This window comes from Streptomyces sp. NPDC001373, from assembly GCF_042895815.1.
Classification (GTDB): Bacteria; Actinomycetota; Actinomycetes; order Streptomycetales; family Streptomycetaceae; genus Streptomyces.
In genome coordinates, this window is sequence record NZ_JBIAWQ010000004.1 from 506,187 (window position 1) to 528,187 (window position 22,001).

General features: G+C 74.8%; 20 protein-coding genes. 9 read left to right on the forward strand and 11 right to left on the reverse strand.

Features of this window, described 5'->3' with window-relative positions; genetic code table 11:
* Window positions 1-2: 2 nt before the first annotated feature.
* Window positions 3-353, forward strand: a complete 351-nt coding sequence (locus ACFY15_RS13245; protein WP_390685561.1) for a hypothetical protein — start codon at window positions 3-5, stop codon at window positions 351-353.
* Between the two features lie 70 nt (window positions 354-423).
* Here the strand turns inward: ACFY15_RS13245 and ACFY15_RS13250 are convergent, their stop codons facing one another.
* The 3 genes from ACFY15_RS13250 to ACFY15_RS13260 form a co-directional block, all read right to left on the reverse strand.
* Entirely contained in the window at window positions 424-1,998 is a 1,575-nt protein-coding gene (locus tag ACFY15_RS13250; RefSeq protein WP_390825510.1) for a bifunctional RNase H/acid phosphatase, read from the reverse strand.
* Window positions 1,998-2,378, reverse strand: a complete 381-nt coding sequence (locus ACFY15_RS13255; RefSeq protein WP_366452818.1) for a C4-type zinc ribbon domain-containing protein — start codon at window positions 2,376-2,378, stop codon at window positions 1,998-2,000. Before ACFY15_RS13255 ends, ACFY15_RS13250 begins: the two co-directional genes overlap by 1 nt.
* A 359-nt stretch (window positions 2,379-2,737) precedes the next feature.
* The gene (locus ACFY15_RS13260) at window positions 2,738-3,598 is read right to left on the reverse strand and encodes a Nif3-like dinuclear metal center hexameric protein (RefSeq protein WP_390825511.1); all 861 of its coding nucleotides are present in this window, start codon (window positions 3,596-3,598) and stop codon (window positions 2,738-2,740) included.
* Window positions 3,599-3,889: 291 nt separating this feature from the next.
* Between ACFY15_RS13260 and ACFY15_RS13265 the strand changes: the two genes are divergently transcribed.
* A complete protein-coding gene (locus ACFY15_RS13265) occupies window positions 3,890-4,987 on the forward strand; it encodes a hypothetical protein (RefSeq protein ID WP_390825512.1) in 1,098 nt (365 codons plus the stop codon).
* Window positions 4,988-5,020: 33 nt separating this feature from the next.
* On the opposite strand, the gene ACFY15_RS13270 is transcribed toward ACFY15_RS13265, so the two are convergent.
* The 4 genes from ACFY15_RS13270 to ACFY15_RS13285 all read right to left on the reverse strand — a co-directional run bounded on the left by ACFY15_RS13270 (window position 5,021) and on the right by ACFY15_RS13285 (window position 9,084).
* Window positions 5,021-5,917 (reverse strand): hypothetical protein, encoded by an 897-nt coding sequence (locus ACFY15_RS13270; protein ID WP_390825513.1) that lies wholly within the window; start codon window positions 5,915-5,917, stop codon window positions 5,021-5,023.
* A 166-nt stretch (window positions 5,918-6,083) separates the two neighbouring features.
* Complete coding sequence (locus tag ACFY15_RS13275; protein ID WP_390685556.1) at window positions 6,084-7,025, reverse strand: 3-oxoacyl-ACP reductase; 942 nt, start codon at window positions 7,023-7,025, stop codon at window positions 6,084-6,086.
* Window positions 7,026-7,071: 46 nt separating this feature from the next.
* A complete protein-coding gene (locus ACFY15_RS13280) occupies window positions 7,072-8,148 on the reverse strand; it encodes a Zn-dependent alcohol dehydrogenase (protein ID WP_390825514.1) in 1,077 nt (358 codons plus the stop codon).
* Between the two features lie 63 nt (window positions 8,149-8,211).
* Window positions 8,212-9,084 carry a MaoC/PaaZ C-terminal domain-containing protein gene (locus ACFY15_RS13285; RefSeq protein WP_390825515.1) on the reverse strand — a complete coding sequence of 291 codons (873 nt, stop codon included), beginning with the start codon at window positions 9,082-9,084 and terminating at the stop codon, window positions 8,212-8,214.
* A gap of 237 nt (window positions 9,085-9,321) precedes the next feature.
* On the opposite strand from ACFY15_RS13285, the gene ACFY15_RS13290 reads away from it, so the two are divergent.
* Window positions 9,322-9,681: a DNA-binding response regulator gene (locus tag ACFY15_RS13290; protein ID WP_390685950.1), complete on the forward strand. Its 360-nt coding sequence runs from the start codon at window positions 9,322-9,324 to the stop codon at window positions 9,679-9,681.
* A 110-nt stretch (window positions 9,682-9,791) separates the two neighbouring features.
* On the opposite strand, the gene ACFY15_RS13295 is transcribed toward ACFY15_RS13290, so the two are convergent.
* Window positions 9,792-11,093, reverse strand: a complete 1,302-nt coding sequence (locus ACFY15_RS13295; protein ID WP_390685553.1) for a cytochrome P450 — start codon at window positions 11,091-11,093, stop codon at window positions 9,792-9,794.
* Window positions 11,094-11,284: 191 nt separating this feature from the next.
* On the opposite strand from ACFY15_RS13295, the gene ACFY15_RS13300 reads away from it, so the two are divergent.
* Window positions 11,285-12,514 (forward strand): amidohydrolase family protein, encoded by a 1,230-nt coding sequence (locus ACFY15_RS13300; RefSeq protein ID WP_390825516.1) that lies wholly within the window; start codon window positions 11,285-11,287, stop codon window positions 12,512-12,514.
* Window positions 12,515-12,533: 19 nt separating this feature from the next.
* On the opposite strand, the gene ACFY15_RS13305 is transcribed toward ACFY15_RS13300, so the two are convergent.
* From ACFY15_RS13305 to ACFY15_RS13315, 3 genes are all read right to left on the reverse strand, one after another.
* Window positions 12,534-13,724 (reverse strand): beta-ketoacyl synthase N-terminal-like domain-containing protein, encoded by a 1,191-nt coding sequence (locus ACFY15_RS13305; RefSeq protein WP_390685550.1) that lies wholly within the window; start codon window positions 13,722-13,724, stop codon window positions 12,534-12,536.
* Window positions 13,725-13,736: 12 nt separating this feature from the next.
* Complete coding sequence (locus tag ACFY15_RS13310) at window positions 13,737-15,902, reverse strand: acyl-CoA dehydrogenase (RefSeq protein WP_390825517.1); 2,166 nt, start codon at window positions 15,900-15,902, stop codon at window positions 13,737-13,739.
* 404 nt (window positions 15,903-16,306) lie between these two features.
* A complete protein-coding gene (locus tag ACFY15_RS13315; protein ID WP_390825518.1) occupies window positions 16,307-17,287 on the reverse strand; it encodes a helix-turn-helix transcriptional regulator in 981 nt (326 codons plus the stop codon).
* Between the two features lie 100 nt (window positions 17,288-17,387).
* Between ACFY15_RS13315 and ACFY15_RS13320 the strand changes: the two genes are divergently transcribed.
* The 5 genes from ACFY15_RS13320 (at window position 17,388) to ACFY15_RS13340 (ending at window position 21,910) form a co-directional block, all read left to right on the forward strand.
* Window positions 17,388-17,798, forward strand: a complete 411-nt coding sequence (locus ACFY15_RS13320) for a DUF3224 domain-containing protein (RefSeq protein WP_390685547.1) — start codon at window positions 17,388-17,390, stop codon at window positions 17,796-17,798.
* A gap of 219 nt (window positions 17,799-18,017) precedes the next feature.
* The gene (locus ACFY15_RS13325) at window positions 18,018-18,662 is read left to right on the forward strand and encodes a class I SAM-dependent methyltransferase (RefSeq protein ID WP_390685545.1); all 645 of its coding nucleotides are present in this window, start codon (window positions 18,018-18,020) and stop codon (window positions 18,660-18,662) included.
* A gap of 211 nt (window positions 18,663-18,873) precedes the next feature.
* Window positions 18,874-19,836, forward strand: coding sequence for an N-acetylmuramoyl-L-alanine amidase (locus ACFY15_RS13330; RefSeq protein ID WP_390825519.1), 963 nt, complete (start codon window positions 18,874-18,876; stop codon window positions 19,834-19,836).
* 105 nt (window positions 19,837-19,941) lie between these two features.
* Complete coding sequence (locus ACFY15_RS13335; protein ID WP_390685543.1) at window positions 19,942-20,727, forward strand: DUF5336 domain-containing protein; 786 nt, start codon at window positions 19,942-19,944, stop codon at window positions 20,725-20,727.
* A 172-nt stretch (window positions 20,728-20,899) separates the two neighbouring features.
* The gene (locus tag ACFY15_RS13340) at window positions 20,900-21,910 is read left to right on the forward strand and encodes an LLM class F420-dependent oxidoreductase (RefSeq protein ID WP_390685542.1); all 1,011 of its coding nucleotides are present in this window, start codon (window positions 20,900-20,902) and stop codon (window positions 21,908-21,910) included.
* The last annotated feature ends 91 nt before the right edge of the window (window positions 21,911-22,001 follow it).

Consider the following 22,001-nt stretch of genomic DNA (forward strand, 5'->3'; position numbering starts at 1 on the left):
CCATGACGGATCACCCCGCTCTCGCCGCCTGCGCCGCCGCCCACATACGCGACCTCGCCGCAGCGACCTCCGACCCGCGCGACGCCTACGCGAACCACGCCGACCTCGCCTCCGTGACCGGGAGCCTGCTCGCCCTCGCGCAGCACCTCGAAGACGCGCTGCGACACCTGGCCCAGCACGTCGAGCGGCACGACACCGACTGGGACACCGCGGACGAGGAGCGGCGGCTGCCCCGGCAGGTGGCCCGGGCGGCGAGCGCCAGGGCCCGGTCCGCCGAGGCGGACGCCCACAACATGGCCCGCGCCCTGGGCCGGGCCGTCGAGGAACTCGGCCGGCTCAGGCCCGCCCCCTGACCCCGGCGCGGTGGACGGCCGGGCCCCCGCCCCCGGAACCCCGGGGGCGGCGGCCTTCCGGGGGGCCGTCCTACCGCAGGTGCGAGGTGTCGTTGAGGAGCCGGACCGAGGCGTTGCCGTCGGCGTAGTAGGCCACCGCCGAGAGGGAGGCCGCGGAGAGCTCCATCTTGAACAGGGACTCCGGCGGGGCCCCCAGGGCGAGCCGGACCAGCGTCTTGACCGGGGTCACGTGCGTGACCAGCAGCACCGTGCGGCCCGCGTACGCGGACAGCAGCCGGTCCCGGGTGGCCGAGACCCGGCGGGTGACGGCCGCGAAGCTCTCCCCGCCGCCCGTGGGGGCGGCCTTCGGGGAGTCCAGCCAGGCCTGGAGGTCGTCCGGGAAGCGCTCCCGCACCTCTGCGAAGGTCAGGCCCTCCCAGGCGCCGAAGTCCGTCTCGCGCAGGCCCTCTTCCACGGTGACCGGCAGCCCGAGGCGGTCGGCGACGGCCTGGGCGGTCTCGCGGCAGCGGCGCAGCGGCGAGCTGACGACGGCTTGCACGGTGCCCCGCGCGGCCAGCGCCCCGGCGACGGCGGCGGCCTGCCGCCGGCCGGCCGGGGACAGCTCCGGGTCGGTGCCCCCGCTGCCGGAGAACCGCTTCTGCGGGGTCAGGGCGGTCTCCCCGTGCCGCAGCAGCACGAAGGTGGCCGGTGCCCCCATGTCGGGCCCGCCCCAGCCGGTGCCGGTGCCTCCGGCGGTCTCCGGAGCCTGCCCCACCGGGGCGGGGGCTCCAGCGGCGTCCGGGGCCTGGCCCAGCCGCGCGGGGGCTCCCCCGGCGGCCGGGGCGGCGCCGGAGGCGGGCACGGCTGTCGGGGCCGGAGCCAGGGCCTCGGCCTCGCCGAAGAGGGTCCCCGGCTCCGGCGCTGCCGCGCTCCGCGCGGCGCGCAGGTCGGCGGCAGCGGTGCCGTGAGCGGCGGCCTCGGTCCCGTGCGGGTCGGAGGCGGCCTCGCCGGTGCGCCGCGCCCCGCCGGGCACCCCGGCGGCCGCGCCGGCGGTCGTGGCCGCACCGGCGGTCGTGGCGGCGGCGGGCGGGGTCGTGCGGGCTCCCGCCGCGGCGGCGGAGTCGGCGGGGGCGCCCGGCCTCGTACCACCGCCGGAGGCCAGGGCGGCCCGGACCGCGGCCGCGCCCTTGGCCGCGTCGCCCGGGGGGCCGGCCGGGGCGAGGTCGGCCGTGGACGCGGAGGGTTCCCACTGCTTCCCGCGGCGGCCCGCGTCCATCGCCTCGTTGGCGAGGCGGTCCGCGTGCCTGTTCCGCTCGCGCGGGATCCACTCGTAGGTGATCTGCCCGCGCGGCAGGACCGCCGCGGCCTCCGCCGCCAGCGGCTTCATGTCGGGGTGCTTGATCTTCCAGCGGCCCGACATCTGCTCCACGACGAGCTTGGAGTCCATCCGGACCCGGACCACCGCGTCGGGGGCCAGCTCACGGGCGGCCTTCAGCCCCGCGATCAGCCCCCGGTACTCGGCGACGTTGTTCGTCGCGATGCCGATGAACTCGGCGCGCTCGGCCAGGGTCTCCCCCGTGGCCGGGTCCAGGACGACCGCGCCGTAGCCGGCGGGGCCCGGGTTGCCCCGGGAACCGCCGTCGGCCTCCACGACGAAGCGCGGCATCAGATACCCGAGTCCGCCGTACGGACCAGGATGCGGCCGCAGTTGTCGTGGCGAACGACCTGGTCGCGGGCGGCGGCCTTGATCTCGTTGACCTCGGCCATGTCGAGCTCCAGGCGGCAGCCCTCGCAGCGGCGCTGGTACAGGCGCGCGGCGCCGACGCCGCCCTGCTTGACGCGGATCTTCTCGTACAGGGCCATCAGGTCCGCCGGCATGGAGCCGACGATGACCTCGCGGTCCTTGGTGACCTTCGCGGCCTCGGCGTCGAGCTCGCCGGTGGCGGCGTCGCGGCGGGCGGTGGCGTCGGACAGCTTGGACTCCAGCGCGGCGACGCGCTCGGTGATCCCGGTGACGCGCTCCTGGGCGCCCTCCAGGCGCTCCATGACCTCCAGGACGACGTCCTCCAGATCGGCCTGCCGCTTGGCGAGCGAGGCGACCTCGCTCTGGAGGTTGGCCAGGTCCTTGGCCGAGATGCCGGCGCCCGACTCCAGGCGCTGCTGGTCGCGGGCCGCGCGCTGGCGGACCTGGTCGACGTCCTGCTCCGCCTTGGTCTGCTCGCGGGCGGCGTCGCTGGCCTGCGTCTGCGCGGCGACGAGCAGGTCGCGCTGCTGGCTGAGGTCCTTGGTCAGGGAGTCGACCTCTGCGTGCTCGGGCAGCGACTTGCGCTTGTGGGCCAGCTGAGACAGCCGGACGTCCAGGGCCTGGATGTCGAGGAGTCGGATCTGGTCGGCGGGCTCGGCGTTCAGTTGGGGGCTCCAGAGACACTAGAAGGGGTGGTTTCGGACGGCGCGTGCGCCGTCCAGGGGTCGGTGACCGTGCGCGAGACATGGGTCCGAAGACCCCAGCCGTGGCGCTCGGAGACGGCGTCGAGCTCGGCCGCGGCCTGCTCGCACCAGGGCCACTCCGTGGCCCAGTGGGCGGCGTCGACGAGGGCCAGCGGGCTCTGCTCGCGGGCCTCGGACGCCGGGTGGTGGCGCAGGTCGGCGGTGAGGAAGGCGTCCACGCCGGCGGCGCGGACCTGCGCGAAGAGGCTGTCGCCGGAGCCGCCGCTGACGGCGACGGTGCGGATCAGCGCGTCGGGGTCGCCGGCGGCGCGGATGCCCTGGGCGGTGCGCGGGAGCCGGGCGGCGGCGCGGGCGGTGAACTCGCGCAGGGTCTCGGGGTGGTCCAGCTCGCAGATCCGGCCGAGGCCGCGGCGGCCGGACGGGTCGGTCGGGTCGGGCACGAGCGGACCGGTGACGCGCAGGTCGAGGGCGCCGGCGAGGGCGTCGGAGACCCCGGGGTCGGCGGTGTCGGCGTTGGTGTGGGCGACGTGCAGCGCGATGTCGTTCTTGATCAGCGTGTGCACGACGCGGCCCTTGAAGGTGCCCGCCTCGACGGTGGTGGTGCCGCGCAGGTAGAGGGGGTGGTGGGTGACGACCAGGTCGGCGCCGAGCTTCACCGCCTCGTCGACGATCTCCTGGACGGGGTCCACGGCGAACAGCACCCGGGTGACCTCGGCGTCGGGGTCGCCGCAGACGGTGCCGACGGCGTCCCACTGCTCGGCCCGCGAGGGGGGCCACAGAGCGTCCAGCGCGGCGATGACTTCAGAGAGAGAGGGCACGGGCCAAGGCTACCGTCCGTGGCGACCGCCCATCCTGTCCCCCGTGCAGGGGGCGGACAGGAAGCCGGCGGGGCGGACGGGTTGACCGGGCGCCCCGGCGGGGCGCCGCCGTCGCACCCTGAGGCAAGGCTTACCACATCTGCCCCTAATCGCCCCGATATCAACAGCACAGTCGCCCCCTGCGGCACCGGAGAATCGTGGGGGTGCCACCCGTACGTGTGAAGCCTGCGAGGTCGTGTTGTCCGGCCGGAAGCGCGAAACCTAGGTTCCTCCCCGGAGGTGACGGCCCGGATGACTGTCTGTGCCACCGAGATGACCACGACCGCCCCCCTCACGATCACCGCCGACGGGGCGTACGCCGCGCGGCTGGCCGGGGAGGGCGAGGCCCGCTATCCCGAGCGCTGGACGCTGGGCGGGCCGGAGCCGTACGCGGTGCCGCTGCCGCTCGCGCAGCCGGAGGAGGCCGACAGCGAGGTGCTGCCGCTGTCCGACGGGCGGGTCCTGATCCACCGCCGGGTCGCCGACCGGCACGCGTTCTCCCTGCTCTACCCCTCGGGCACCTACACGGGGCCCCGTCCGTCGTGCCCCGGCGCCGGCCCCCGCACGGGGGAGCTGCGGCTCGGCGGGATCGACGCCGCCGAGGGCCTGCTGGTCCGCCTGCTGCCGCCTTCCCCCGACGGCTGCGCGGCCTACGCGCTGGCGGTGGCGGGCGGGGAGACCACCGTCTGGCAGGTGGCCGGGCACGGCTCCGGCGGGCCGCGGCGGGCCGCCGTGCTCCCGGGCCGCTGCTCCGGCGGGGTCTGGCTGGACCGCTCGGGCCGGCTGCTGTCCCTGGACCGCGAGCAGGACGGCCGGGTCAAGGCCGTCGCCGTGGACCTGCTCCGGGGCGGGGTGGTCACCCCGCTGCTCCAGATCGCCGAGGACAGCGACGACCGGCTGCTGATGGCCGCCCCCGACAGCGGGCTGCTGCTGATCCGCTCGGACGCGCCGGGAGAGCCCCGGCTCGGCTGGGGGGTACTGGGCAGCTCCCGCCCGGTCCGCTTCCCGGAGTGCCTGCGGCTGGAGGACGCCCATCCCTTCGCGGTGCAGCCGGGCCAGATCCTGATGCCGGAGACCTGCGGGGTCGCGCTGCGCGTCGGCGGGACGGGCCTCGCGCTGTGGCGCCCGGCCGACCGGTACGTGTTCCGCTTCACCACGCCGGCGGGCTGGCTGGGAACGGGCCTGTGGACGCAGGAGGGGCGGCTGCGGCTCCCGTACACCGTCCCCGGGGTCCCCTGCGGGATCGTCGCCCTGAGCCAGCCGGCCGCCCCGCCCCCGCCCGTCCGCCTGGACCCGCCGCCGAAGCAGGCGCCCCGCCCGGTCCCCCTCCAGCAGGCCCCGCTGGGCTGATCCGGGCCCGGCGGCGGGGGAGGACCGCCGGTCCTACCGGACGACCGCCACGCCCGTCAGAAAGGTGAACTGGCCGCCCGAGGCGAGCACCTTCTGGGCCCCGGTCACCGGGTCCACGCGGAACAGGATGCGGCCGCTGCCCCCGGGGGCGCTGTCGGTCACCAGCAGGCTGCCGTCGGCCTCGATCGCGATCGCCCCGGGGGCGACGAAGCCGCCGCCGCAGGACACGGTGGTCTGGGCGCCCGTCACCGGATCCACCTTGATCACCCCGCCGCCGGAGCCGGGGAAGGCGTTGGCGTCGGAGACCAGGATGTGACCCGCGGCGTCCACCACCACACCGGTGGGGCTGCGGAGCTCGCCGCCCGAGGTGACCGTCGTGCGGGCACCGGTGACCGGGTGGACGCGCACCACGCGGGACGAGAGGTCCTCGCCCCCGATCATGTTCTGCTCGACCACCAGCACGGACCCGTCGGGAGCCACGCACAGCCCCACCGCCCGCACCGGCGGGTCGGCCGCGGCCCCGTCGCCCTGGGACAGGACGGTCTGCCCGCCCGTGGTGCGGTCGACGCGGATCACGGCCCCGAACCCGCCCGCGGAGCCGTCGGCGACGAGGACGCTCCCGCCGGCCTCGACGGCCACGCCGAGGGGTGCGGAGAACTTCCCGCCGGAGGAGACCTCGGACTGGTCCCCCGTCTTCGGGTCGAGGCGCAGCAGACTGCCGGTCCCGGGGAAGTGCCGGTCCTTGGTCACCAGGATGCCGCCGCCGGACTCCACGGCGATGTCGGTTCCCCCCAGCAGCTCGCCGCCCAGGGCGAACAGTGCCGCCTCACCGGTCGACGGGTCGACGCGGAACACCGCCCCGGAACAGCCCAGGGCCTCGGAGTCGACGATCAGGATCGTGCCGGCGGGGAGGGGCGCCTGAACGGCCATGGCGGAGTGCTCCTCTGGGGGAGGGGGCGACGGGAGGGGGCGATCCCCCCACTCAACCGCAGCCCCCGCGCCGCACCCCGCCCCGCGACCCGCCACGCCGACCGCCCCCGCGGCGAACCGCCCGTTCGCAGCACCGGGGCCGCGACGGGCGGACGACGGACCCGGCTCAGCCGTGCTTGAGGCCCAGGACCTCGGCCGCGGCGAAGGTCTCGTTCGCCGGGCGGGAGTCGTAGTGCGGGCTGAGGAGGGAGTCGAGCTCCTCGAAGGTGAAGGCCTCCTTCGAGGTGTCGAACTTCGCCGCCACCCGGGGCCGTTCCATGACGACGACGATCCCGCCGTGGACCACGAGGAGCTGACCGTTCGCCTTCGCCGAGGCGGGCGAGGCGAGGTAGCCGACCAGCGGGGCGACGTGCTCGGGGGCGAGCGGGTCGAGCTCGCCCTCCGCCGGGACCTGGAAGCCGGCGAAGACGTCCTCGGTCATCCGGGTGCGGGCCCGCGGGCAGATGGCGTTGGCCGTCACCCCGTACTTGGCCAGGGCCAGGGCGGTCGAGGTGGTCAGGCCCACGATGCCGCCCTTGGCCGCCGCGTAGTTCGGCTGGCCCGCCGAACCGCCGAGGAAGGCCTCGGAGGAGGTGTTGACGATCCGCCCGTACACCGGGCCGCCCGCGGCCTTGGAGCGCTCCCGCCAGTGCGCGGAGGCGAAATGGGTGGTGTTGAAGTGGCCCTTGAGGTGGACCCGGATCACCGAGTCCCACTCCTCCTCCGACATCGAGAAGACCATCCGGTCGCGCAGGATCCCCGCGTTGTTGACCAGGACGTCGAGCTTCCCGAAGCGGGAGACGGCCAGCCCGACCAGGTCCCGCGCCTGCTCGAAGTCGGCCACGTCCCCCAGGTGCGCCACCGCCTGCCCACCCGCCGCGCGGATCTCGGCGGCGACCTCCTCCGCCGGTGCGGCCGAGGCCTCGCCGGAGCCGTCGCGGCCGCTCTGGCCGAAGTCGTTGACGACCACGCTCGCGCCGAGCCGGGCCAGTTCGAGCGCCTCGGCCCGGCCGAGACCGCGTCCGGCGCCGGTGACGATGGCGCTGAGCCCCTCAAGTGGCAGTGACATGTGCCGGATTCCTCTCAGAACGGATCGGTCGGCGGTCGGCGGGGCGTCAGATCTCGATGCAGGTGCGCAGGGCCGTGCCCGTGCGCATCTGGTCGAGGGCGTCGTTGATCTCGGCGAGCTGCACCCGGTGCGTGATCAGGCCCTCCAGGTCGATCCGGCCGGCCCGCCACAGGGCGATGGTGCGCGCGTAGGAGCGGAGCACGTCCCCGCCCCCGTACATCGAGGGGAGGATCTTCTTCTCGTCGAAGAACAGCGAGAACATGTCGATCTGGAAGTTGTCGTCGAGGGCGCCCGCGCCGACGATCACGACCGAGCCGCCGCGCCGGGTCATCCGGTAGGCGGTGCGGGCGGTCGCCGACCTGCCGACGACCTCGAAGACGTAGTCGAAGCCCTCGCCGGAGGTGATCCGGGCCTTGGCGTCCTCGAAGGCCTCCGGCGCGACCGCCTCCGACGCCCCGAAGCGCAGGGCCGCCTCCCGGCGCGACTCCACCGGGTCGACGGCGACGATCTGGGCCGCGCCCTGCACCCTGGCGCCCTGGACGACGGAGATGCCGACGCCGCCGCAGCCGATGACGGCGACGGAGGAACCCGCCTCCACCTTGGCGGTGTTGATGGCCGCGCCGAGTCCGGTGGTGACCCCGCAGCCGATCAGCGCGGCGATGTCGAAGGGCAGGTCGTCGGGGATCGGGACGGCGCAGTTGGCGGCGACGACGATCTCCTCGGCGAAGGTGCCGGTGGCGGCGAAGCCGAAGATGTCCCCGCCGGCCCGGCGGAAGTTGGGGATGCCCGCGTTGACCAGGCTCTCCAGGCACAGGTGCCCCTGACCGCGCTTGCAGGCGGCGCAGTGTCCGCACGGCGGCAGCCAGCAGACGAGCACCCGGTCACCCTCCTGGTGACCGGTGACCCCCTCACCGACGCCGGTGATCACCCCGGAGCCCTCGTGGCCGGGGATGAAGGGCGCGGGCTGCGGCAGGACGCCGCTCATCGCGGAGAGGTCGGAGTGGCACAGGCCGGTGGCCCTGATGCGGATCCGCACCTTGCCGGGGCCCAGGCCCACGGCTTCCATGTCGTCGACGACCTCGAGCTTGTCCTGGCCTATCTCGCTGAGCAGTGCTGCGCGCACGGTGCGGCTCCTTGGGGGCGTGTGCCTGGGGCGTGGGCGTGGGCCTGGGGCGTGGGCCTGGGGTTACGCGTGCTCGACGACGGTGTCGGCGAGGACCGGGGCGTCGTCGCGTTCGACGGCGGTCACCGAGACCAGGACGCGTCCGGGCTCCTGCCACATCCGGATGCGCAGGGTCTCCCCGGGGAAGACGATCCCGGCGAAGCGCGTGCGATAGGCGCGGACGCGCGAGACGTCCCCGCCGAGAACGGTGTCGACGACGGCCTTGAGGGTCGTCCCGTACGAGCAGAGGCCGTGCAGGATCGGCCGGTCGAAGCCGGCCAGCTTGGCGAACTCGGGGTCGGCGTGCAGCGGGTTCCAGTCCCCGGAGAGCCGGTAGAGCAGCGCCTGCTCCTCCCGGATCGGCCGCTCCTCGGTGCGGTCGGGGGCGCGCTCGGGCAGCTCGCTGCGCACGGAGGGCCCGCGTTCGCCGCCGAAGCCGCCCTCGCCGCGGACGAAGATCTGCGCGTCGCTGGTCCACAGCGGCCCGTCGGCGTCGGCGACCTCGGAGCGCAGCACGATCACGGCCGCCTTGCCCTTGTCGTAGACGGCGGCGACCTTGGAGGAGGAGGTCGCCCGCCCCTTGACCGGGATGGGCCGGTGCAGCTCCAGGGAGTGCCCGCCGTGCAGGACGTTCGCCAGGTTGACCTCGATGCCGGGGGCCGCGAGCCCGCCGAGCATGGCCATGCCGGCGCCGGCGACGGTGGCGAAGCTGGGGAGCACGTGGAGCCTGGACTCCAGGGTGTAGCGCAGCTCGTCGGGGTCGGTGGCCAGGCTGCGCCCGTGCAGGGACGAGCCGGCTCCGAGGCCGAGGTGGTAGAGCTGGATGTCCTTGTGGTCCCATTCGATCTCCCCCTGGCGGGGGTCGGCGGCGAGGGCCCTGGCGGCATCGATCGGCATTCGGATGCTGCTCCTTCTGCTCTCTGGAAGACCTCGGCGCGGCCGTCCGCACCGTCGGCCGCACCGAGGTCGCATGCGGAGCCGGTTCTAGAACGCGTTCTAGGAAGCGGCTGAGGGAATGTATAACGCACGCCCCTCGGGTTGGGAAGAGTGCTGACTGCACGTCAGATGATCGTGCTGCGGGGCGTGTTGCCGGTTCCGGGAAGGGCCGGCCGATAGCCTGCGGCGGTGGAAGAGATGCCCCTGGCGCACCGGCCCGCCCGCTCCCTGCGCGTCCTGCTGGACCCGCCCAACCCCCCGCTCGCGGTCCGGCTCGGCCTCCAGCCGGACATCGAGGTGGTGCCCTCCCTGACGGAGCGGCCGGCGGTGGCTCTGGTCGAGGACCCGGAATCGGTGGCGGTCCTGCTGGCGGAGGACCCCGAGTGCCGGGTGCTGGTGGCCACGGGCTCGGTGCACCCGGGGCTGCGGGAGGCCGTTCTGGCGGCGGGCGCGGCGGGGCTGGTCCTGCGGGACGGGCCGGTCGAGGAGCTGGCGGACTACCTGCGGCGGGCGTCGACGGGCGAGACGGTGGTGGACCCGGCGCTGGCCCGGCCCTGACGCCGTGCGGGGGGCGGGTGTGGCGGGTACGGGCGCGGATGGCCCCCTACGCGTACGGAAGCCCTCCGCCGGCCGGTCGCGGAGGGTTCCCCTCGGGGCTCGGGCCCCGGTCAGCCGCCCGCGGTCCAGTCGTCGACGGTCCGCGAGGGGTCCAGGGCGACGGGCAGCCTCTCCAGCCCGCGGAAGGCCGGGAAGGGACCCTTGAGCCAGTCCCCCTCCGCCGGCGTCGGCATGGCCAGGACCATGTCCGGGAAGCGGTCGAGCAGCGCCGTCAGGCAGATCTCCAGCTCCAGCCGGGCCAGCGGGGCACCCAGGCAGTAATGGGCGCCGTACCCGAATCCGAGATGACTGCTCTGCAGCCCTTCGCGGGTGAAGTCCAGGGTGTCCGGGTCGGGGAATTTCTCCGGGTCGCGGTTGGCCGAGTTCAGCGCGATCTGCACGACCGCACCCTTCGGAATGACCGTCCCGCCGATTTCCACGTCCTCCAGCGCGTAACGGAAGGTGGAGGTTTCCACCGAGCCCTCGAAACGCTGCATTTCCTCGATCGCCTGCGGCAGCAGTTCCCGGTCCTCCTGGACCGCCCGCAGCTGGTCGGGGTGGGTGAGCAGGCTGAAGACGCAGTTGCCGATCTGGAGGGTGGTCGTCTTGTGCCCGGCGAAGAGCAGCACCCAGATCATCGACACGAGTTCGTCGTCGGTGAGCGGCTTCTCCTCGTGCGGGGTCTGCACCAGCATGCTGAGGAAGTCGTCCGTGGGGTGGAGCCGGGTGCGGTGGATGTGCCGGGCGAAGTAGTCCCGCAGCCAGATCTCGGCCTCCTCCAGGTCGCCCTTGAGGTCCTTGCTGAACCGCGAGCGCGTCACGACGGCGAACCAGCGCAGGACCTCGGTCCGCTCCTGGCCGACGATCCCGAGGAGCTCGCAGATGACCATGACGGGCAGCGGCAGCGCGAAGGCCTGCATCAGGTCGACGGGCCGGTCCGTGGGACAGCGGTCGAGCAGCCCGTGGGCGAGCTCCTCGATGTGCGGGCGCAGCGCGTGGATGTGGCGCGGGGTGAAGGCGGTCTTGGCGATGTGGCGCAGCCGGGTGTGGCGGGGCGGGTCGGCGAAGAGGAGGTTGTCGTCGAGCGCCTCGCACAGGTCCCCGAAGAGGGCGTGGTAGAGGTCGATGCCCTCGTGCATGTCCTTGCCGACGCGGGGGTCGGCGAGGAGGGCGTGGGCATCCTCGTAGCGGGTGACCAGGTATGTGTCCACGCCGTGGCCCGGGGTGAGACGGGCGATGGGGGCCTGTTCGCGCAGGGTCCGGTAGACCGGATAGGGGCACTGCCGGTATTCCGGCGTGCTCTTCGTCGCGGCCGCCACCGCTTCGTGCAGCGCGAGACCGTCACCCGCCGCGGTCGTCGGTTCAGTCGTCACGCGCCCAGACCTTTCGGATAACCCTGAATTGACAGTCGGCTCCTTTCCCGTGCCGGTTCGAGGGCGAAACCCGTTACACCCGTTCGGAGCCGAAACCTCCCCCGACGGAATGTCCGGCGGGCGGATTTCGCAAGCCGACCTAGGGTGTGCGGTGGATTTCCGTTCACGGCCGACGAGAGGGAAATACGCACATGCCGGAATACGGTGCGGGCGGCCTGGCCGTCGGCGGAGCGGCACACCCGGACGCGGCGACCGGGCAGGAGGACGACGGGAGCCGCGCGGTGATCGACGTCCACCACCACTTCTGCGCCCCGGCCTGGCGCCGCTGGGCCGAACGGCAGGGGCTGGTGGGCCCGCGTTCGCTGCCGTCGTGGGCGGGCTGGGAGGCGGATGCGGCGCTGGCCCTGATGGACCGGGCGGGGATCGCCCTCGCGGTGCTCAAGCCGATGCTGCCCGCGCGCTACGAGAGCTCCGCGCAGCTGCGGGAGGCCGTCGCCGTCACGCTGGAGGCGGCGGCCGAGGTGGCGGAGGCGCACCCGGGGCGCTTCGCGTTCCACGCGCCGCTGTTCCTCGACGAGGAGGAGGTCTCCTCCTGGACGCTGCGGCGCGGCCTCGACGAGCTGGGGGCGGTCGGGGTGAACGTGACGGCGAACTACCGCGGGACCTATCTGGGGGACCCGTCCTACGACCGGATCTTCGCCGAACTCGACGAGCGCGCGGCGATCGTGGACACGCACCCGCACGTCCTGCCCGACGGCCCGGGCGGCGGACGGCCCACCGTGGCGGCCGGCGGGCCGGGCGGGGAAGGGCCCGGCCACGCGCCCGGAGGCCGGCCGGGCGGTCCGGGCGGAGGACCGGACGGTCCGGACGGTCCGGGCGGCAGGCCCGGCAGAGGGCCCGGTGGCCCCGGCGGTCCCGGCGGTCCCAGCGGCCAGGGTGGCCAGGGTGGCGGGCCCGGTGGGCCGGCCAGCGTGCCCGGGCTGCCGAACTTCCTGTGCGACTTCCTGCTGGACACCACCCGCGCCGCCGCGAACATGATCCGCACCCGGACCCTCGACCGCTTCCCCCGCCTGTCGGTGATCCTGCCGCACGGCGGGGGCTTCCTCCCGCAGATCGCGACGCGGATGGAGGCCTTCGCCGACGCCTTCGACCCGCCCGTGGACCCCGCGGCGGTACGGGACCACATGCACCGCTTCCACTACGACACCGCCGGCCCGCTCTCCCCTGCCGGCACCCTGCTGGCCACCGTGGACCCCGGCCGGATCCTGTTCGGCAGCGACTGGCCGGCCTGCCCGGCCGGCGTGGTCGCCGATCTGGCCGTCCCCGCCCTGGCCGCCGATCCGGCGCTGACCGTGCGCCAGCGCCGGGGCATCAACCGGGAGAACGCGCTGCGGCTGATGCCCGGCCTCGTCCCCGCGTAGGAGGCCGCGCGGGGCCGCGTCAGCCCTCCCTGCGCAGCAGCGTCACCACCGCCGCCCCGCCGAGCCCGATGTTGTGGGCCAGGCCCACCCGGGCGGCGGGGACCTGCCGCGGTCCCGCCTCGCCGCGCAGCTGCCACACCAGCTCCGCCGCCTGCGCGAGCCCCGTCGCCCCCAGCGGGTGGCCCTTGGAGATCAGACCGCCCGAGGGGTTGACCACCCAGCGCCCGCCGTAGGTGGTGGCGCCACTCTCGACGAGCTTGCCGGAGGCCCCGTCCGCGCACATGCCGAGCGCCTCGTACGTCAGCAGCTCGTTCACCGAGAAGCAGTCGTGCAGCTCGACGACGTCGACGTCCTCGATGCCGAGCCCGGAGTCCTCGTAGACGCGCCGGGCGGCGGCCGCCGTCATCGGCTTGCCGACCACGTCGATGCAGGAGCCGCCGAAGCTCTGCGCGGTGTCCGTGGTCATGGCCTGGCCGACGATCTCGACAGCCTTGGCATGCAGCCCGTGCGCCACGACGAACCGCTCCGAGACGACGAGCGCGGCGGCCGCGCCGTCGGAGGTGGGCGAGCACTGGAGCTTGGTCAGCGGGTCGTGGATGGCCTTGGCGGCGAGGACCTCCTCCACCGTGCAGACGTCCTGGAACTGCGCGTTCGGGTTGTTCGCGGAGTGCCGGTGGTTCTTCGCGCCGACCGCCGCGAGCTGCGCGGGCGTGGTCCCGTACCGCTCCATGTGCTCGCGGGCGGCGTTGCCGAAGATCTGCGCGGTGGGCGGGGACATCTCGAAGCCGTGCGCGGCGGCCATGATCCCGTAGTGCCGTGCGACGGGGGACGTCTTGAAGTCCCCGCCGTCGGCCCCGCCGCCCAGTGCGCCGCGCTTCATCTTCTCGAAGCCGACCGCGAGCACGCAGTCGCTGATCCCGCCCTGCACGAACTGGCGAGCCATCATCAGGGCCGTCGAGCCGGTCGCGCAGTTGTTGTTGACGTTGTAGACCGGGACGCCGGTCAGGCCCAGTTCGTACACCGCCCGCTGGCCGGCGGTGGAGGGCTGGAAGCAGTAGCCCACCGGTACCTGCTCGACGAGCCCGTAGTCCACGCCGGCGTCGGCGAGCGCCGCGCCGCCGGCCTCCCCGACCATGTCCCAGTACTGCCAGTCCCGCGACTCCGGCTTCTCGAACCTCGTCATGCCGACGCCCACGATGTACGACTTCATCCGCCCTGACTCCTAGTCCCTGGGAAGGCCGAGGATCCGCTCGGCGACGACGTTCAGCTGGACCTGTGTGGTGCCCCCGGCGATGGTCAGGCAGCGCGACATCAGCATCCCGTGCACCGCCCGCTCCCCCGCCCCCTCCCGCACCGCGCCCGCCGGGCCCAGCAGTTCGAGCGCGAGCTCGGCGGTCCGCTGCTGGTGGGGGGTCTGCACGAGCTTGCGTACGGAGGCGCCCGCGCCCGGCTCCAGCCCGGACACCTGCTGGAGGGTGGTGCGCAGCCCGATGCAGGCGAGGGCGTGGGCCTCTGCGGCGAGCGCGCCGATCCGGACCCCGTAGGAGGCGTCGAGACCGGCGGAGCGGGCGATCAGCGCCTCCAGGCTGGGGGTACCCCCCGGGCCGCCAGGCCCGGCGGGAGTATCGAAGGTCATCTGGTCGGCCATGTGGACGCGTTCGTTGCCGAGGGTGTTGCGGGCGGCCTTCCAGCCGCCGTCGGCGGCGCCGACCAGGGCGTCCGGCGGCAGCAGGACGTCCTCGAACCAGACCTCGTTGAAGAGGGAGTCCCCGGTGATCTCCTTCAGGGGCCGGATGTCGATCCCCGGGGTGTTCTTCATGTCGACCACGAAGTAGCCGAGCCCGCGGTGCTTGGGTGCCTGAGGGTCCGTCCGGGCGAGCAGGATCCCGAAGTCGGCCGTGTGCGCGGAACTCGTCCACACCTTCTGGCCGTTGATCCTCCAGGAGCCGTCGTCAGCCCGTTCGGCCCGGGTGCGCAGGGAGGCCAGGTCGGAGCCGGCGCCCGGTTCGGAGAAGAGCTGGCACCAGGTGGTGTCCCCACGCAGGGTGGGCAGGACGTAGGCCTCGCGCTGCACCTCGCTGCCGAAGGCGATCAGCGAGGGCACGATCCAGGTGGCGATCCCGAGGTCGGCGACCTTGACCCCGGCCTCCTTGAGCTCCTGCTGGATCACGATCTGCTCGGCGGGTCCCGCGCCGCGCCCGTACGGAGGCGGGAGGTGGGGGGCCGCGTACCCGGTGGGCGCGAGGGCCCGGCGGGCGGCGGCCGGGTCGAGGCCGCGGGCGGCCCCGATGGCGGCGCGGGCCGGCGCCCGGTGGGCCTCGGCCTCCGCGGGGAGTTCCAGGCGCAGCTCGCGCCGGGCGCCGGCGGCCGCGAGGCGCACGGCGCGCAGGCGGTGGGTGTCGCCGGGTCCGAGGAGCTGGCGGGCGACGAGGGCGCGGCGCAGGTGGATGTGGGCGTCGTGCTCCCAGGTGAAGCCGATGCCGCCGAGGACCTGGATGCAGTCCTTGGCGCATGCGTACGCGGCGTCGAGGGCGGTGCCGGCGGCCAGGGCGGCGACGAGCGAGCGGGCCGCGGGCTCCTCGTCCGCGGCGTTGGCGGCGTCCCAGGCGAGGGCGCTGGCCTGTTCGAGGCGGACCAGCATGTCGGCGCACAGGTGCTTGACACCCTGGAACCTCCCGATGGGGCTGCCGAACTGCTCCCGGGTCCTGGCGTACTCGGCGGCCGTGTGGACCGCCCAGGCGGCGGTGCCGCAGGCGTCGGCGGCGAAGAGCACGCAGGCCAGGTCGCGCACCAGGGCCTCGTCCAGGTCCAGGAGTCTGCCGGCCGGGACCGCCACGGCGCGCGCCCGCACCTCGGCGGTGGGCCGGGTCGGGTCGGCGCTCTCGTGCGGCCGGACCTCCAGCGCGCCCGCGTCCACCGCGAACCAGCGGGTGCCGGCCCCGCTCTCGGCGGCGAGCAGCACCCGTTCCGCCTCGGCGGCGCCGAGCACGGGGGGCGCGACCCCGTCCAGCAGCCACCCGCCCCCCTCGGCGGCGACGGCGGTGACCCCGCCGGCCCCGAGGGCGACCGCCCCGACGCGTCCGGCGAGCGGTTCGGCCCCCGCCCGGTCCAGGAGTACGGAGGCCAGCGCGCTCGGCAGGAAGGCCCCGGGCAGCGCCGCCCGGGCGGCCTCCTCCACGACGACGGCCAGATCCAGCAGGGTCCCGCCCTCCAGGTGGGGCGTCATCAGCCCCTGCGCGCACATCGCGTCCCAGTAGTCGGGCCGCACCCCGGCCCGCGGCGGGGCGTCGAGCACCTTGCGCACCGCCTCCCCCGGCACGGCCCGCGCCGCCCAGCCGCGCACGGCGTCGGCCAACTCCCGCTGCTCCTGCGTGATTCCGATGCCCATGCGCGGCAGAGTAGAACACGTTCCAATCTGACGGAAGGTCAGATGCGCCGGTTCTTCGACACGCACCCGGGGCGCGGAACCGGGAACCGGGACGGGGCCCCACGGCGCCCCGTCCGGAGGCGGCGTCCCCCACGAGAACTCCGGGCCGGTTTCCCTCGTCGCGTCTCAACTGGTTCTGTACATGGGCCAGTTGCTGATCGCCACATAGGATGTGACCCGCACTTGGCCGAAAACGGCCCCTGCGTTCGGCCCCCAGCCCCGCGCCGCGATGTACTGGTCGTTCAACTCGAAGCTGAACGACACCTGCATCGAGTACTGACCCACGAGCGGCGTGCGGTGCCGCCCCCTCGGGGAAGGCGCCGCAGCCGCGCGGCCGTGGGCCGCACCGTCCGCCCGCTGCGGCGTCAGGGGGCGGACGTCTCCGTGTACCGGGCCGCCAGCTCCCGTACGGCCTCCGCCAGCGCCGCCCGGAGTTCCGGTGGGCCGAGCACCTCCGCCTCCGTCCCCAGCCTGAGCAGGTCCCCGACCGCGACGGCTCGCGACTCCACCGGCAGTGCCACCTCCACCCAGCCCTCCCCGTCCGGCGGCCCGGCCCCCTCCAGGGCCCGCGCCCCCGGGGTGCCGAACTGCATGGGCAGCAGCCGCTGGGCGCGCGGGGAGATCCGCAGGCGGGCCGTGTCCTGGTGCAGGGCGGCCTCCAGCCGGCGGGAGGAGGCCTCCCAGTGGGCGGCCAGGTCGAAGCCGGGCGGCCGCTCGAAGGCCGCGCCCGTCTCCTCCACCGCCAGGAAGCGCGACACCCGGTACGTGCGCGGGCTCCCGTCCGCTCCCGCCACCAGGTACCAGATGCCCCCCTTGAGGACGATGCCCAGCGGGTGCAGCTCCCGCCGCCGCAGCTCGCCCGACCAGCGGCGGTACTCCGCCCGCACCACCCGCTGCTCCCACACCGCCCGGGCCGCCGCCGCCAGGTGCGGGACCGGGTCGGCATCCCGGAACCAGGCCGGGGCGTCCAGGTGGAAGCGGTCCTGGACGAGCCGGGCCCGGTCCGCCCCCGCGGCGGGGAGCGCGGCCTCCAGCTTCAGCCGGGCGGTGGTCAGCACCGCGCCCAGGCCGAGGTCACGGGCGGGACCGGGCGCCCCGGCCAGGAAGAGGGAGCCGGCCTCGGCGTCGGTGAGGCCGGTCAGCCGGGTGCGGTAGCCGTCCATCAGGCGGAAGCCGCCTGCGGGCCCCCGGTCGGCGCGGACCGGCACGCCGGCCGCACCGAGCGCCTCCACGTCCCGGTACACCGTGCGGACGGACACCTCCAGCTCCGCGGCGAGTTCGGGGGCGGTCATCCTGCCGCGGTTCTGGAGCAGCAGGAGCAGGGAGAGGAGCCGGTCGGCGCGCATGGTCCATTGTGGCCGCGTACCTGACAGAGGGTGTCAGGTACGCGGCGGAGGCTGGTCCCGAACCGCGGGGGAACCACCCCGCAGCCCCGAAAGGACCGCCATGCCCACGCGCACCTCCACCGGCCGCTTCACCTACGCCCAGTGGGAGGAGCAGGCCACCGGCCCGGCCGACGCACCTCCCCGGCTCGCCCGGGCCTCGGTCGTCAACTCCTTCTCCGGCGGCATCGAGGCCGCCGACACCACCTGCACGTACGCGATCGCCTACCTGACGGCGACCTCCGGCACCTTCACCGGCCTGGAACGCGTCGACGGCACCCTCGACGGCCGCAGGGGCGGCTTCGTGCTCGAAGAGCGGGGCTCGTTCCAGGAGGACGGGACGACCCGCTGCTCCTTCGAGGTCGTCCCGGGTTCGGGCACGGGCGAGTTGGCCGGCCTGCGCGGCAGTGGCGGCTTCGTCCACCGGCAGGGCGAGGGGTCCGTCCCCTACACCTTCGACTACGAACTGGACTGAGGACAACCGGCGGTCCGCCCCGCGGGGCCGCCGGCGCGAACCCCGGCACGGGCCCCGGCGCGAACCCCGGCACGGACCCCGGCACGGACCCCGGCACGGACCCCGGCACGGACCCCGGCACGGACCCCGGCACGGACCCCGGCATGGTGCCCTACCGGGCGGTAGGGCACCATGGGCCGCCACACCCGCACCGCACCCGCTCACGCCGGAGGACCAGCCATGGCCGCCACCCCCAAGCCGGAGACCCTCGCCGCCTTCGAGGCCGCCAAGGGGTTCATGCCCGTCGGCGAGGGCCTCGCGCTCCACGAGGCCGCCTCCGCCGCGGCCGCGCTCGGGCTGCCGCTGCTGGAGGTCGGCACGTACTGCGGGCGCTCCACCATCCTGCTGGCCGACGCCGCCCGCGAGGCGGGGGTCGCCGCCGTCACCGTCGATCATCATCGGGGCAGCGAGGAGCAGCAGCCCGGGTGGGAGTACCACGACCCGACGGTCGTGGACCCGGAGGTCGGGCTGATGGACACCCTCCCCACCTTCCGCCGCACCCTGCACCGGGCCGGCCTGGAGGAGCACGTCATCGCGATCGTCGGCCGCTCCCCCCAGGTGGCGGCGGCCTGGGGCGGCCGGCTCGGCCTCGTGTTCATCGACGGCGGCCACACCGACGAGCACGCCACGAACGACTACGAGGGCTGGGCCCCGCACCTCGCGGTCGGCGGGACCCTGGTCATCCACGACGTGTTCCCCGACCCGGCCGACGGCGGCCAGGCCCCCTACCGGATCTACCTGCGCGCCCTGGCCTCCGGGGCCTTCGAGGAGGTCTCGGTGACCGACTCCCTCCGCGTCCTGCGCCGCACCGGCGAGGGGATCTAGGGGGGTGTCGTCCGGATCGGGCCCGGCCTGATCCGAACGACACCCCCTGGGGCCGGCCGGGGCCCGCGCTCCCGGCCGGGCGCTCCTCGGACGGGGGCCTCCGGCACCCGGTGGCCGGGCCTCCGCGGGTCCACCGGAACGACTATCGGACCACGCCCTCGGATGGCGCAGGGTGCGGGAGGGTACCGGCCGGGCGTTCTAGCATCGCGACGTGCGCTACGACGACAGCCCCCCGCCGCCCGAGTCCGCCTCCTCCGTCAGCCCCGACCGGCCCTGGTTCGCGCGCCGGCCCGCCCTCGCGGTGGCGCTCGCGGCCCTGGCCCCGACCTGCCTGGCCGGCTGGGTGCTGACCCAGGTGCTGTCCGGCCCGGGCTCCGGCGCCCCGCAGCCCGCGGGGGCGCGGCTCGCCGCCGCCTCCCCCGCCGCCGCCGCGGACGGCAAGCCCAGCGCCTCCCCCAGCAGGCCGCCCGCCGCCGCCCCGGCGGCGGCCCCCGCCAAGGGCCCGCTGACCGGCCGGACCGTCGTCATCGACCCCGGACACAACACGGGGAACTTCAAGCACGGCCGGGAGATCGACCGGCAGGTGGATATCGGCACCAACCGCAAGGAGTGCGACACCACCGGAACCACCACCAACTCCGGTTACATGGAGGCCGAGTTCTCCCTCGACGTCGCCCACCGGGCGCGCACCCTGCTGGAGGCCAAGGGCGCCAAGGTGGTCCTCACCCACGACGGCGAGCGCCCCTGGGGCCCCTGCATCGACGAGCGGGCCCGGATCGGCAACGAGGCCGCGGCCGACGCCGTCGTCTCCGTCCACGCCGACGGGGCCTCCGCCGGCAACCGCGGCTTCCACGTCATCCTCCCGGCTCGGGTCAAGGGCGGCGCGGCCGACACCGCGAAGATCGTGGGCCCCTCCCGCGACCTCGGGGAGCGCCTCGCCTCCAACTTCGCCCGCACCACCGGGTCCTCCCCCGCCAACTACCTCGGCAGCGGGACCGGGTTGGTGGTCCGTGACGATCTGGGCGGGCTCAATCTCTCTACCCGGCCCAAGGTGTTCATCGAATGCGGCAACATGCGTGACGACAAGGACGCGGCGCAACTGACGAGTCCGGAGTGGCGACAGAAGGCGGCCCAGGGCATCGCGGACGGCATCACCGGCTTCCTCGGCGGGTAGCCCGCGGGGGCGGCCCCGTCGCCCCGTTCCTCTCGGCCGCGGAAACCTCCGTACCATGGGGGCGCCCGATCCGCCCCTGCCAAGACCGAGAAGGACACCAGAGACGTGAACATCCGCTCCCTCACTCGAGGCGACGGCGTGGTGATCGGAGCAGCGGTACTGCTGTTCATCGCCTCGTTCCTCGATTTCTACTCCGTCACCGGCGCCGACCTCCCGAGTGCGTGGGACACCGATGTCTACGGGCTGACCCTCCCGGCCGTCTTCCTGACCGGCTTCGTCGCGGCGGGCCTGCTGGTCGGCGCCCGCTTCCAGCCCGAGGGCCGCAAGGTCGGCGGCCTGCCGCTGACGGCCTGGGGCACGGTGCTGGCCGTGGCCGCCGCCTGGAACGCCCTGTGGTCGCTGATCACCACCCCCTCGCGGGCCGACCTGGGCGCCGGCTGCATCCTGGCGTTCCTCGCCGCGCTCGCCCTGGCGGGCGTGGCCGTCGCCGGTGCGAAGGTCCCCGCGCTGGCCGGCCCGCTGGTGCCGGAGCCCAAGCCCGTCACCGCCCAGCCGTACGGGGGCCAGCCCGGCACCGGCTACGGCTACCCGGGCGGTCAGCAGCCGCAGGGCTACGGGGCCACCCCGCAGCCGGCCCCGCCGTACGGGGGCACCCCGCAGGAGCCGGCCGGTGCCGGTTTCCCGGCCGGGGACTTCACGCCGTTCTGGTTCGCGGTGCCGGTGGCCCGGCCCCTCTTCCCCGAGGACGGCTCCCCCACCCCGATCGCGGAGCTCGCCCCGGGCACCTGGTACCTGGCGGTCGACCAGCGCGGCCCGTCCACGCTGATCGCCCAGACCCAGGACGGCCGCCGCGGCGTCCTGAACGACACCTCGGGCATCCAGCGCGGCTGACGCCTCCCGCAGGCCCCCGCGCGTTCCCGCGCGTCCGCGCACCGACGGCCCCCCGCCCACGGGCGGGGGGCCGTCGCCCTTCCCGGCGGGCCCCGCGTGCCCTACAGTCGCCCGGACACCCGATCTGATGCTGCGTCAGATCCATCGTCGGCGATCACGGAGGGGACCGTACATGCGCCTCGGACTGGCACTCGGCTACTGGGGCCGCGGACCCGCCCCGTCCCACCTCGGCCTCGCCACCGAGGCCGAGCGCCTGGGCTACGACTCGGTGTGGACCGCCGAGGCATGGGGCTCCGACGCCTTCACCCCGCTCACCTGGATCGCCGCACACACCTCCCGCATCCGCCTGGGCACCGCCATCGCCCAGATGGCCGCCCGCACCCCCACCGCCACCGCCATGCACGCCCTCACCCTGGACCACCTCTCCGGCGGCCGGATGATGCTGGGCCTGGGGCTGTCCGGGCCCCAGGTGGTGGAGGGCTGGTACGGGCGCCCGTTCCCCGCGAGCCCGCTCACCGCGACCCGCGAGTACGTCGACGTCGTGCGCCAGGTGCTGCGCCGCGAGGGCCCGGTGGCGCTGGACGGCCGCTTCCACGCCCACCCCTACCGCGGGGACGACGGGACCGGCCTCGGCAAGCCCCTCAAGCCCATCACCCACCCGCTGCGCGCGGACCTCCCGCTGCTGCTGGGGGCGGAGGGGCCGAAGAACATCGCCCAGACGGTCCGGATCGCCGACGGCTGGCTGCCGCTGTACTGGTCCCCGACCCGCACGGACGTCTACCAGGCCTCCCTGGCCGGCCTCCCCGAGGGGTTCATGATCGCGCCGATGGCCCGGGCCCACGTCTGCGACGACGTCGCCGAGGGGCTGCTCCCGGTCAAGGCGATGCTGGGCTTCTACATCGGCGGCATGGGCCACGCGGCCCGCAACTTCCACGCCGACCTGATGGCCCGGATGGGCTACGAGGCCGAGGCCCGGCGGATCCAGGAGCTGTTCCTGGCCGGTCGCCGACAGGAGGCGGTCCTCGCCGTCCCGGACGCCTTCGCCGACGAGATCTCGCTGGTCGGCCCCCGCGAACGGATCGCGGAACGGCTGGAGCCGTGGCGCGAGGGCCCGGTCACCGACCTCCTCGTCACCGCCCCGGACCCGCACACCCTCCGGGTCCTGGCCGAGCTGAACGCCTAGTGTCCTGCGCCGGGAATTCGATCAAGATATGAGGCCAGGCGTTCGAGGATCTCGTCGGCGCTCTTCGTCCAGGCGAAGGGGCGGGGGTTCT